Annotated in this window: 12 protein-coding genes; 6 read left to right on the forward strand and 6 right to left on the reverse strand. The window is 61.0% G+C overall.

The window, feature by feature from the left end; genetic code table 11:
* Positions 1-233: hypothetical protein (locus DOM58_RS17635; protein WP_223162219.1), on the forward strand; the 233-nt coding region annotated here is incomplete at its 5' end.
* Between the two features lie 46 nt (positions 234-279).
* Here DOM58_RS17635 and prpD read toward each other — a convergent pair.
* From prpD to DOM58_RS17370, 4 genes are all read right to left on the reverse strand, one after another.
* The gene (gene prpD, locus DOM58_RS17355) at positions 280-1,776 is read right to left on the reverse strand and encodes a 2-methylcitrate dehydratase (RefSeq protein ID WP_110693912.1); all 1,497 of its coding nucleotides are present in this window, start codon (positions 1,774-1,776) and stop codon (positions 280-282) included.
* 132 nt (positions 1,777-1,908) lie between these two features.
* Positions 1,909-3,030 carry a bifunctional 2-methylcitrate synthase/citrate synthase gene (gene prpC, locus DOM58_RS17360; protein ID WP_110693913.1) on the reverse strand — a complete coding sequence of 374 codons (1,122 nt, stop codon included), beginning with the start codon at positions 3,028-3,030 and terminating at the stop codon, positions 1,909-1,911.
* A gap of 37 nt (positions 3,031-3,067) precedes the next feature.
* The gene (gene prpB, locus DOM58_RS17365) at positions 3,068-3,967 is read right to left on the reverse strand and encodes a methylisocitrate lyase (protein WP_110693914.1); all 900 of its coding nucleotides are present in this window, start codon (positions 3,965-3,967) and stop codon (positions 3,068-3,070) included.
* Positions 3,964-4,704 carry a GntR family transcriptional regulator gene (locus tag DOM58_RS17370; RefSeq protein WP_075561737.1) on the reverse strand — a complete coding sequence of 247 codons (741 nt, stop codon included), beginning with the start codon at positions 4,702-4,704 and terminating at the stop codon, positions 3,964-3,966. Before DOM58_RS17370 ends, prpB begins: the two co-directional genes overlap by 4 nt.
* Before the next feature lie 335 nt (positions 4,705-5,039).
* Here DOM58_RS17370 and pabB point away from each other — a divergent pair, with 335 nt between their 5' ends.
* The 4 genes from pabB (at position 5,040) to DOM58_RS17390 (ending at position 9,149) form a co-directional block, all read left to right on the forward strand.
* Positions 5,040-6,455 carry an aminodeoxychorismate synthase component I gene (pabB, locus tag DOM58_RS17375; protein ID WP_110693917.1) on the forward strand — a complete coding sequence of 472 codons (1,416 nt, stop codon included), beginning with the start codon at positions 5,040-5,042 and terminating at the stop codon, positions 6,453-6,455.
* Between the two features lie 52 nt (positions 6,456-6,507).
* The gene (locus tag DOM58_RS17380) at positions 6,508-7,587 is read left to right on the forward strand and encodes a FecCD family ABC transporter permease (protein ID WP_223162220.1); all 1,080 of its coding nucleotides are present in this window, start codon (positions 6,508-6,510) and stop codon (positions 7,585-7,587) included.
* Positions 7,584-8,366 (forward strand): ABC transporter ATP-binding protein, encoded by a 783-nt coding sequence (locus tag DOM58_RS17385; RefSeq protein ID WP_110693915.1) that lies wholly within the window; start codon positions 7,584-7,586, stop codon positions 8,364-8,366. The genes DOM58_RS17380 and DOM58_RS17385 overlap by 4 nt, the downstream gene beginning before the upstream one ends.
* Before the next feature lie 162 nt (positions 8,367-8,528).
* Entirely contained in the window at positions 8,529-9,149 is a 621-nt protein-coding gene (locus DOM58_RS17390) for a phosphoadenosine phosphosulfate reductase domain-containing protein (protein WP_110693916.1), read from the forward strand.
* A gap of 132 nt (positions 9,150-9,281) precedes the next feature.
* On the opposite strand, the gene cysB is transcribed toward DOM58_RS17390, so the two are convergent.
* Positions 9,282-10,250, reverse strand: coding sequence for an HTH-type transcriptional regulator CysB (cysB, locus tag DOM58_RS17395; RefSeq protein ID WP_075561733.1), 969 nt, complete (start codon positions 10,248-10,250; stop codon positions 9,282-9,284).
* A 240-nt stretch (positions 10,251-10,490) separates the two neighbouring features.
* Between cysB and trxA the strand changes: the two genes are divergently transcribed.
* Positions 10,491-10,814 (forward strand): thioredoxin, encoded by a 324-nt coding sequence (gene trxA, locus DOM58_RS17400; RefSeq protein ID WP_075561732.1) that lies wholly within the window; start codon positions 10,491-10,493, stop codon positions 10,812-10,814.
* A gap of 88 nt (positions 10,815-10,902) precedes the next feature.
* On the opposite strand, the gene DOM58_RS17405 is transcribed toward trxA, so the two are convergent.
* Positions 10,903-12,012: an AI-2E family transporter gene (locus DOM58_RS17405; RefSeq protein WP_075561731.1), complete on the reverse strand. Its 1,110-nt coding sequence runs from the start codon at positions 12,010-12,012 to the stop codon at positions 10,903-10,905.
* Between the last annotated feature and the right edge of the window lie 137 nt (positions 12,013-12,149).

Below are 12,149 nucleotides of genomic sequence, written 5' to 3' on the forward strand. Positions count from 1 at the left end.
TCTTGTCGAATCCTGTCTGGCGCCGCTGCTGCTTGTCGGTGCCGATCCTTGAAGAACTGGGAAGCAATCTTACTGGCTTCACCGCCTTGCGTCAACCGATTTCTTCAATCAAATCAAACGCTTGGAATCTTTTTCGCTGTCCCCGAAAACCTCTCTCGGCGGCAGCGGATGCGTACTTTACGTTTCTACTCGGCGGTTGGCAACCCCCGAAAGAACAAAAAACTAAAGTTTAGAGTAGACCGCCACTATACCGCCCTCTCGGGCGGGATTCGTCTCGGGCTATATAGCCCAGAGCTCCATGAAAGCATCGACCGGCATCGATTCGAGCTGGGCCGTGTTTTCATACAGAGCAAAGATCTGCTCACAGCGCTGCGCAGGAAAGCGCGTTGCCAGATTGGACCGAAACTTTTCCTTGAGCTGCGGCAAGCCCTCCTCCCGGCGGCGCCGATGTCCCAGTGGGTACTCCACGGCCACTTGCTCGGTCTGGGTCCCGTCCTTGAAGAAGATCTGAACCGCATTGGCGATGGACCGCTTGTCCGCCTGATGATATTCCCGGCTGTATCGCTCGTCTTCGACGATCTCCATCTTGTCACGCAGGAGATCGATGACCGGATGCGTCAGGTGGAAATCGTCTTCGTAATGCTCGGCGGTCAGGCTACCGAATGCCAACGGCACGGCGATCATGTATTGCAGACAGTGATCCCGGTCGGCCGGGTTAGCGAGCGCACCCACCTTGGAAATGATGCGAATGGCCGATTCATGGGTCGTCACCACGATGCGATCGATCTCTTCCAGACGATCGCGCACCTGAGGGTGTAACGTGACCGCGGCTTCCGCTGCAGTCTGAGCATGGAATTCCGCCGGAAAGCTGATCTTGAACAGCACGTTCTCCATCACATAAGTGCCGTAGGATTGAGAAATCCGAAACCGGCGATCAGCTTCAGGCTTGATCGCCTGATCCTTGTTGGTCTTGCTGAACGACACATCATAGAAGCCCCACTGGGGCGCGGAGAGCACGCCGGGAATTCCCATCTCGCCGCGCATGGCAATGTCGGCCAGCCTCACCGCCCGGGAGGTGGCGTCTCCTGCCGCCCAGCTCTTACGTGACCCGGCATTGGGTGCATGGCGATAGGTACGCAGGCTCTGGCCGTCGACGAAGGCATGCGACAGTGCCGAGAGCATCTGATCGCGACTGGCACCCATCAACTTCGCGACGACTGCCGTCGATGCCACTTTGACCAGCATGACGTGATCAAGGCCTACCCGGTTGAACGAATTCTCCAATGCCAGCACGCCTTGAATCTCGTGGGCCATGATCATGGCTTCGAGCACGTCACGCATGATCAGCGGCTTCTCGCCTTTCGACAGGCGTCGTTGCGAGAGATGATCGGCGATCGCCAGAATGCCGCCGAGATTATCCGAGGGGTGTCCCCACTCCGCTGCCAGCCAGGTGTCGTTGTAGTCCAGCCAACGAACGATGCAGCCGATATCCCAGGCGGCCTTCACCGGGTCCAGGCGCAACTGCGTACCGGGTACTCGAGCACCGTGGGGGACCGTCGTGCCTTCCACCAGCGGCCCCAGATGCTTGGTACATTCCGGAAAGCGCAGCGCGAGCAAACCGCAACCCAGCGTATCCATCAGGCAATGGCGCGCCGTTTCCAGCGCCTCCTGACTCTCGATTCGATTCTTGAAGGAAAAGCCGAGCACGTAATCCGCGATGGTCTGAAGTTCCGGGTCGTAATCGGGGCGCTGATTGAGATCGACGTTGGCACTCATGAAATGGCGTCCTTGGCTGTGACGGTAAGGCTCCCTCGCCGCTCCCATCAGCGACGGAAAGACGTGGGACTATCGATTGGTGAATTATCGACTGGCGAATTGTTGTCGATTGGCGAACTGTCATCGTCATGGCTACCGCTGTTCGATCGGCACCCAGTCACGCTTTTCCGGTCCGACATAATCCGCATTCGGACGAATGATGCGGTTATTGGCACGCTGTTCGAAGACATGCGCGCACCACCCGGTCAGCCGAGAGCAGACGAAGATCGGGGTGAACAGTTTCGTGGGAATACCCATGAAGTGATAGGCGCTGGCGTGATAGAAGTCGGCGTTGGGGAACAGGCCCTTTTCGCGCGCCATCACCGCATCGACACGTTCGGAGACGGTATAGAGGTGGGTGTCACCCACATCGTCTGCCAGCTGCTTGGCCCAATGCTGAATGATTGCACTGCGCGGATCCGACTCCCGGTAGATCGCATGGCCGAAGCCCATGATCTTGTCCTTGCGCTCGAGCATTTCGAGCAGTCGACGCTCCGCCTCGTCGGGATTCGACCAGTGGCTGATCATTTCCATCGCGGCTTCGTTGGCGCCGCCGTGCAGCGGCCCACGTAACGAACCGATCGCCCCGGTTACGCAGCTGTGCAGGTCCGACAGCGTCGACGCGCAGACACGGGCGGTAAAAGTGGAGGCGTTGAACTCATGCTCCGCATACAGGATCAGCGAGACATTCATCACCCGCGCGTGAAGGTCGGAGGCGGGCTTGCCATGGAGGAGGTGAAGAAAGTGCCCGCCGATAGAGACATCATCCGTTTCGGTCTCGATGCGCTCGCCGTAGCGGGAATGCCGATACCAGTAGTTGAGGATGGACGGCATGACTGCCAATAGCCGATCGGCGTGGCGCTGCTGATCCTCCATGCGCTGCTCGGTTTCCAGGTTGCCCAGCATGGAAGTTCCGGTGCGCAGCACGTCCATGGGATGGGCATCGGAGGGGATCTGTTCCAGCACTTTTTTCAGCGGCTCCGGTAGCGACCGCGAACGCTGAAGCTGCGCGATGTAGTCGTCCAGCTGCTGTTGATTGGGCAACGCTCCCTTCAGCAGCAGATAGGCGACCTCCTCGAAGCGTGCGTTTTCCGCCAGCGCCTGGATATCGTAACCGCGGTAGGTGAGGCCCGAACCGCTCTTGCCCACCGTGCACAGCTCCGTGGTGCCCGCGCTCTGCCCCCGCAATCCGGTGCCTTGGGTCATTTCCGCCATGATCGTCTCCTCCGATAATCTCGTTGCTGGCAACGACTCAGCCTCGCCGTTTACCCAAGGACTCACTCTCGAAAAGCGTATCCAGCTTGCGTTCAAAGGCGTGGTAGTCGAGAAATTCGTAAAGCTCGTCTCGCGTCTGCATCAGATCCACCACATCCCGTTGGTGCCCCTTGGCATGGATGTCCTGATAGACCTTGAGCGCCGCCGCATTCATTGCCCGAAACGCGGAGAGCGGATACAGCACCATGCGGCAACCGACTTCCGCCAGCTCCTGCTGAGTGAACAACGGTGTCGCCCCGAATTCGGTGATATTGGCAAGGATCGGCGCATCGACGCCCTCACAGAACGCCCGGTAATCATCCAGGGTATGTACTGCTTCAGCGAAGATGGCATCCGCACCGGCCTCGACACAGGCGTTGGCGCGTTCGACGGCGGCTGCAAGTCCTTCCTTCTGGAACGCATCGGTGCGCGCGATCAGATAGAACTCCGGGTCGCGGCGAGCGTCGGATGCTGCCTTGATGCGATCGACCATCTCCGACTGGGACACGATCTCCTTGTTGGGACGATGACCGCAGCGCTTCTGCGCCACCTGGTCCTCGAGATGGACTGCCGCGACGCCCGCCCGCTCCATCTCCTTGACCGTGCGCGCAATATTGAAGGCGCCGCCCCAGCCGGTGTCGATATCCACCAGCAACGGCAAATCGCAGGCCGCGGTAATCCGGCGCGCATCTTCCGTCACATCGTTGAGCGTGGTCATGCCCAGATCCGGCAGGCCGTAGGACGCATTGGCCACACCGCCGCCGGAAAGATAGATAGCCTGATGCCCCACCGACTGGGCCATCATCGCGCTGTAGGCGTTGATGGCACCGACGATGGGCAACGGGCGGTGATTGGCGAGTGCGGCGCGAAAACGCGCACCGGGGCTGGACTGCGTCATGGTTCGATCCTCGTGGTGTCGGAAGCGGGTTGATCGCCCAGCGTGCGCGCATAGTGGGCGGCGACGTTCTCGCGGGAAGCGCTGACGTGACGGCGCATCAGCAGCTCCGCCAGTTCGGCATCGCCGGCCTCGATGGCATCGACGATCCGATGGTGCTCGACGAAGGCTCGCTGCGGTCGAGAACCGTTGGCACTGAACTGGGTGCGATAGAGTCGTACCAGGTAATAGAGGTCATCGCACAGCAGCGTCATCAGCATGCGATTGTGGCTGCCCTGCACGATGCGGTAGTGGAAATCGAGATCGCCCTCCCGCTGGTAATACGCCTCACCACTGGCCAGATCTTCCTGGCGCTCGTGAAAAGCGAGAACGTCACGTAGCCCGGCAATCTCCTCAGCGGTCATCGATTGGGCAGCGAGACGCGCGGCCATGCTTTCGAGCGCCTCGCGAACATCGAACAGCTCCAGCAGTTCATCCATCGACAGCTTGACCACCCGAGCGCCGACGTGAGGAACACGCTCGATTAGCCGATAGGTCTCCAGACGTCGCATGGCTTCCCGCAACGGGCCTCGAGAGATGCCGTAATGGGCGGAGAGTTCCGGCTCGGTGATACGAGTGCCTGGAGGCAATTCGCCGCGAACGATGGCGCGTTGAAGCTGATGGAATACCCGCTCGGCCAACGTGCGAACCACGGGGAGTTCAGTATCGGCGTGCTGCGTGTCTAGAATTGACTGAGGCATGAAGTTGTTAACAATTGGAGAGCGAAGACCTCATCATAGGCGCCATGTTTTTCTCGGGCAATGGGAAAAACGTCGCGGACATCGCACTTTAGTCGAGAGTTGAAAATGCCGTCGCTCGGCATTGTCGACAACATTGTGGTTAACAATGCTTTTTCTGCCTATCAGCCAGACGCCAAGCTGCCACTTTGATCAGGCCGCAGCCATCCTGTCGGCGCTTCAAAGGCCTCGCTCCTTTCCATGACTCTCGATAAACTCGCCCCGGCGTCGAGCGACGAGATCCAATGATGACGATCGTCGCCACCGCGTTGCCGTTTCACTGGTCAGGGAAAGCATTCATGGCTGACGCGAGAGCGTGGCTCGAGATAACCGACGTCCCCTATGCTCCCGATCCGGCAGCGTCATTCGAGCGCCTGCGTCATCGACCCGGTGCCGTGTTGCTGGATAGCGGCCGACCGGATGCCCCGGGTGGACGCTTCGACATTCTCACCAGCGACCCCCTGGTCACGTTGACCATCGCCGATGGTCACCCGGTCTGCGACCCCGTCCTGCCATTGCCGTCCGAACCTTTCGCCGCTCAGCAGGCGCTGCTCGATCATGCCAAGGCTGCGTTCCTCCCGTCGTTATCGGCAGCATTGGCGGAACGGGCGACGCAACTTCCTTTCCTCGGCGGGCTGCTCGGTTACTGGGGCTATCCGCAGTCGGCGACCCACGATCCTCGTCGACCGGCAGATCGGCGGCCGGGACCAACGCTACCCGATGCCAGGCTAGGGCTCTACGACTGGGCACTGATCCAGGATCATCAATGCCAGCGCGCCTTTCTGGTCGCCACCGCACAGCGGCGGCACCAGGTTCTGGTGTGGCTGCAGGCCGATCCGCCCCGGCGAGAGATCGATTTCCGGCTGACCCGGCCCTTCACCGCGGATATCGACCGCGATGGCTATGCCCGGCGTTTCCAGCAGGTCATGGATTATCTCCACGCCGGCGACTGCTACCAGATCAACCTGGCGCAGCGCTTTACCGCAAGGTTTCAGGGAAGTATCTGGCAGGCGTATAGGCGCCTGCGCCGTGCCACCCCGACGCCCTTCGGCGGCTATCTCGCGTGGGATGAAAAGGCCATTCTGTCGCTGTCGCCCGAGCGTTTCATTCGCGTGGTCGACTCGCAGGTCGAGACCCGGCCGATCAAGGGCACCCGCCCTCGCGGCTCGACCATCGATGAAGATCGACGACTGGCCACCGAGCTCGAGCAGAGTGCCAAGGACCGCGCCGAGAACATCATGATCGTCGATCTGCTGCGCAACGACCTGGGCCGTGTCTGCCGTTCGGGCAGTGTCACGGTGCCACAGCTCTGCGGACTGGAGAGCTACGCCAATGTCCATCATCTGGTCAGCATCGTGCGTGGCGAACTGGCGGTAGACGCGAGCCCCCTCGACCTTCTAGCCGCGGCATTTCCCGGCGGCTCGATCACCGGCGCGCCCAAGCACCGGGCCATGCAGATCATCGACGAGCTGGAACCCAGCCGACGTAGCGTCTATTGCGGCAGCCTGGGCTATCTGGATCGACGCGGCCGGCTGGACACCTCGATCGCCATTCGCACCGTCGTCGCCGACGACGACACCCTGCACATCTGGGGCGGCGGCGGTCTGGTCGCCGATTCGGAAGAAGCGTCCGAGTATCGGGAAACACTCGCCAAGATCGAGCGCCTGATGCAGGCGCTCGAAGCATCCGACGGCTACGAGAACGATTCCCAGTAACATCTCATTGGTTTACGCTGCGTGACGCCATCGCCAAACAACGACCCATGACTTGAAAGCCACGACTTTTTCGCCCTCTTCGGCCAACTCGACGACTACCGTCGCCCGCTATCATGCGCGCCAGCGCCGCCAGCGCTGGCTGATCGCTGCGACCGCCCTGGCGACTCTGATGTCGCTGCTGCTCGATATCGCCACCGGACCCGGGGCCTACGCCTTGAGCGACGTCACCAAAGCGTTGCTGGCGCCCTCGGAGGTCTCCCGCGTCCTGCAGGTGGTGGTATGGGATATCCGTCTACCGGTGGCGCTAATGGCCATTGTCGTCGGTGCCAGCCTCGCCATCGCCGGGGCGCAGATGCAGACCTTGCTCAACAACCCGCTCGCCGATCCGTTCACCCTGGGTATTTCCTCCGCTGCCAGCTTCGGTGCCGCCCTGGCGATCGTACTGGGTTTCGGCGTGCTGCCGGTCGCCGGCACTCTGCTGTTGACCGGCAACGCTTTCGTGCTGGCCATGCTTGCCTCATTGATGATCTGGGGACTGAGCCGACTGCGTGGTGTCAGCGTGCAGACCATGGTGCTGATGGGCATCGCAATCATGTTTTTCTTCAACGCGTTGCTGGGAATGCTGCAGTACGTAGCCTCCGCCGAATCGCTGCAACAACTGGTGTTCTGGTCGCTGGGAAGCCTGAGCAAGGCGAGCTGGGGGAAGGTCGGTCTGGCGGGGTTGGCACTGGTGGTGACGATCCCCGTCTTCGTCCGCGCCCGCTGGCGACTGACGGCCCTGCGCCTGGGCGACGTTCAGGCCCAGGCGATGGGTATCGATGTCGGCAGGCTCAGGCTTCGCATGCTGCTGTGCTGTGCGCTGCTTTCGGCGACGGCGGTGGCCTTCGTCGGGACCATCGGTTTCGTCGGGCTGGTCGGCCCGCACATCGCCCGGCTGCTGGTTGGCGAGGATCAGCGCGCGTTCCTGCCGATGTCGGCGCTGACCGGGGCGCTGATCCTGTCGCTGACCTCGATTCTGTCGAAGACGCTGATTCCCGGCATCCTGTTGCCGATCGGCATCCTGACCGCGTTGATCGGGCTGCCGTTTTTCGTCTCGCTGATTCTGAGCTCGCGCAAGGAAATCTGGCGATGAGCCTGATAATCGACCAACTCAGCTGCTCCCTGGGAAAGCGTCGGGTCCTGCATGATCTGGCAGGGATGGAAGCCCGACCGGGCGAGATCACCGCGTTGATCGGCCCCAACGGGGCCGGCAAATCGACGCTGCTGAGAGCGATTGCCGGAATCACGATGGCCAGCGGCCATATGACACTCGATGGTCTGTCTCTCGAGACTCAGTCTCTCGGACAACGCACCCGCAAGCTCTACTACCTGCCTCAGGACACCAGTACCCAGGCGGCGCTGAGCGTCTTCGAAGCGGTCCTGCTCGCGCGCCGGACGCAGGTCGTCGAACCCAACCGACATGCGCTGGCCGCCGTCGCGCAGGCGCTTCAATCGCTGGAGCTCGATCCGCTGGCCGAGCGCGAACTCGCCGCGCTGTCCGGCGGGCAGCGCCAGCGTGTCGCCATTGCCCAGGCCATCGTACGGCGGCCGAGGCTGTTGATGCTCGATGAACCCACCAGCGCTCTGGATCTGCACCATCAGCTGCAAGTGCTCGATTATCTCCACCGCCTGGCACGCCAGGATGACGTGATCGTCGTCATCGCGATTCACGATCTCAATCTGGCCGCGCGGTTCGCCGACCACCTATGGGTGGTCAAGGAGGGGCGGCACATCGTCAGCGGCCGCCCCGGCGACGTGTTGACACCGCAGCGCCTGCGGGAGATCTATGCCATCGAGGCCGACGTGGAGTGGCCTCCAGGCTCTTCGCCCCGGATCACGCCACGGTCGGCGACGCGCCGGCTGGGCAGCTGACAATCGCCGCGTCGAGATTCCAGGCCAGGTAGAGAGCCCGCTCATATAACCATCTAACCAAAGGGTATTGGTCGACGTTCCGAGAGGATTGCTAGAGTGGCCGTCATTCCAAGCCCGCCGGTTTCCGCCCCTCGCGGCGTGACCGTTCCGAAGGAGTCCGCCATGGCGTTCGATCTCGACGCTCTCAACCGTGACATCGGCCACGATCCCCTGGCCATTACCGAGTTCGCTCTGAGTCTGGATCAGAAGGCGATCTGCACGACCAACTTTCGTCCGTTCGAGGGGGTGATCCTGCACCTGGTCACCCGGGTTCGTCCGGACATCCCGGTCATCTGGATGGACAGCGGCTATAACACCCCGGAAACCTACCGTTTCGCAGAAGAGCTGACGCAGCGGCTCGATCTGAACCTGACGATCTATCATCCCCGACGTTCGCGCGCCCATCGGGAAGCCGTCGAGGGTCCGACGCCGGAAATCAGTGACCCGCGCCACGCCGCGTTCACCGAAGAGGTCAAGCTCGAGCCCTTCCGCCGCGCGCTATCCGAAACGGCGCCGGACGTCTGGTTCACGGCACTTCGCGCCGAAGACACCCCGGAACGCTCGCGCATGCTACCGCTATCCCGCAACGCCGATGGCCTATTGAAGGTAGCCCCGGTTCTGCACTGGAGCGCCAAGCAGATGTATCAGTACCTTCAACAACACGATCTGCCCAACAATTTCGATTACTTCGATCCCACCAAGGTGGAAGACAAGCGAGAATGCGGCCTGCATCTGCAACACTGAGCCAGCGCCGCTATTAACCCGTTAGCCCTAACGCATGAGCCCCGCCAATGGCGGGGCTCATGCGTTTACGGATCATCGACGACTGCCACCAAGCACTCGTTCGTCAGCGCGCGCGGGGAATGCCAAGGCCCGTTACAGCACCGGCAGCTGGATCCCCTTGAACAGCTCGGCTTCGTGCCGCGGCCCGGCCGCCAGTGCCGCTTCGACGGTATCCCGGTCCAGATGCGGTGCCAGACGTTTGACGAAATCATACATATAGGTACGCATGAAGGTGCCACGGCGGATCCCGATCTTGGTGGTGGAACTCTCGAACAGATGAGAGGCGTCCACCGCCACGAGATCGCTGTCCGCCACCGGATCGACGGCCATGTGCGCAACAATGCCAATACCCAGCCCCAGCCGGACATAGGTCTTGATCACATCGGAGTCGGCCGCCGTCAGCACCACATTGGGCGTCAGATCGCGGGATTTGAAGGCATCGTCGAGTTGCGAGCGCCCCGTGAAACCGAAGACGTAAGTCACCAGCGGATGCTCGGCGACACGCTCGAGCGTCAGCTCCCCGCTCGCCAGCGGATGCCCCTTGGGCACCAGCACGCAGCGGTTCCAGCGGTAGCACGGCAGCAGCACCAGATCGTTGAACAGTTCGAGCGACTCCGTGCAGATGGCGAAATCCGCCGTGCCGTCGCTGACCATCTGCGCAATCTGCTTGGGGGTCCCCTGCTGCATGTGCAGCGCGACATCCGGATACTTCTGACGGAATTCACCGATTACCCCCGGCAGCACGTAGCGCGCCTGGGTGTGGGTCGTGGCAATGGCCAGACTGCCGCGACGCTCGTCGCTGTGTTCCTGCGCCACGTGCTTGATGTCGTCGACCGTTCGCAGCACCTTGCCGGCCAACTCGACGATCGCCTCTCCAGCGGGTGTCACGCGGGTCAGGTGCTTGCCGCTGCGCGCGAATATCTCGACGCCCAGCTCGTCTTCCAGCAGCCGAATCTGCTTGGAGATCCCGGGCTGCGACGTGAACAGACTCTGTGCCGTCGCGGAAACATTGAGCTGATGCCGCGTCACTTCCCATACGTAGCGCAACTGTTGGAGCTTCATAGGCAACCTCGTGACTTCCGGACTCGACAAAAAAGCATAAAAAACGGCGCGTAGATTACTTTACGCAATATGCGGCGGAGCGTGAAGGCAAAAATGCCAATCAACAGGTATGAGGAAACGCTCTTTAATAACCTGGGGCTATCGTTGCGATATGCCACGATATTTGCCAGCGCAAGGTGCAAGGGCTAACATCGCGTCCATAAGCTCGATAAGAGCGCAATATCCCCAGGAGTTAACGTCATGTCCAACAACGTCGATGTCACCACTGCCAACTTCGAGCAGGAAGTGCTGAATGCGGACAAGCCCGTGCTGCTGAAGTTCTGGGCACCGTGGTGTGGCCCCTGCAAGATGATGGCGCCGGTGGTGGACGAAGTCGCCGACGAGAAAGCCGACGACATCAAGGTCGTCAGCGTCAACGTCGATGACGCGCCGGAAATCGCTTCCGAGCAAGGTGTCCGTGGTGTTCCTACCGTGATGCTGTTCAAGTCCGGCGCCAAGGTGGCATCGTTGGTCGGTGCGCAATCCAAGTCCCAGTTGACGCAGTTCCTCGAACAGAACGGCTGATTCGCCATTTGGCGAGATCGCCCGGCCGCACTCGATAGAGTGCGGCTTTTTTATATCCAACTTTCGCTGTCTTGCTATTTCTTTCCTGTTACTGCTCGACCTCTTCCTCGAGCTCGTCGAGGGCCTTTTGCGCCTTGCGTTGACGCCGCCGACGACGCTCCGAAGGGCTCAGCATCTTGGCGATCCAGCGCGTCTCGGGATGACTGTCCAGCGCGATCTTGAGCGTCATGGTCAGCGGCACCGAAAGCAGCATTCCCACCGGCCCCAGAATCCAGCCCCAGACCACCAGTGACAGGAACGCCACCAGAGTCGACAGCCCCATCGTCCGGCCCATGATGCGCGGTTCGATGATGTTACCGAGCACGAAGTTGATGGTGAGATAGGCCCCTGCCAGTGTCATTGCCTTGGCAGCCCCGCCATCCGGCATCGCCAGCGTCAGCAATACGGGGGGAACCGCGGCCAGCACTGAGCCGATATTGGGGATATAGTTGAGAATGAAAGCCAACGCGCCCCATAGCAATGCAAACTGTACCCCGACGAGCCAGGCCGAAATGGTGACCAGAACACCGGTAATGAGACTGATCGCCGTCTTGACCGCCATGTAGCGCTTGAGGTTGTAGCTGAACTCGGTGAACCGCTCCAGACTCGGACCGGGATTGGTCAGCGCTCGGGCCACTTTCTGACGAAAGTCCAGAGTCTCGAATAGCATGAAGTTGACCATCAACAGTATTACCAGGCTCTGGGACAGCACCAGGCCGAGCCCACTGATGAACCCGGAAATCCAGTTCTGATCGCCGGAATCATCGACCATGTCGGACAACTCCTGCGGCGAGACGGAGAATCCTTGATTCGCCAGCCACTGCAACAGGGTGAGATAGTGACCCTCCAGCTGTTTCTGCATCTCCGGCCAGCTGTCCATGAACATCGTGAAGCTGTTGGCCAGCAGCGTGCCGAACAGGGCCAGCAAGCCACCCAGGATCAGCAGCGTGATCAATACCGCTGCCAGGGAGCCCATGCCACGCCGGTAGAGCCAGTGGACCGGCGAGGTGCAGATCACGGCGACGAACAGCGATAGCAATATCGGAATGATGAGACTTTCGGCAGCACGTATCCCGGCAATGACGATGACCAACGACGCAAGGGTCAGAATCAGATTGACGGGGGTGGTCCGAAACGAGGGTTCCTGCCCGGGCGACATAGTGGTAATCCTAGTGACACATCCTGTGAAGCGAGACAGTAGCACGATCCCCGCGCGGGTTCGTTGCTGTCGTGCAAAGTGTCGAAAATATCGTCGCTGAGGGTTATCGAAGGACAAAAACACGGATGCCTCCGAGC

Source organism: Salinicola halophyticus (assembly GCF_003206695.1).
Taxonomy (GTDB): domain Bacteria; phylum Pseudomonadota; class Gammaproteobacteria; order Pseudomonadales; family Halomonadaceae; genus Salinicola; species Salinicola halophyticus.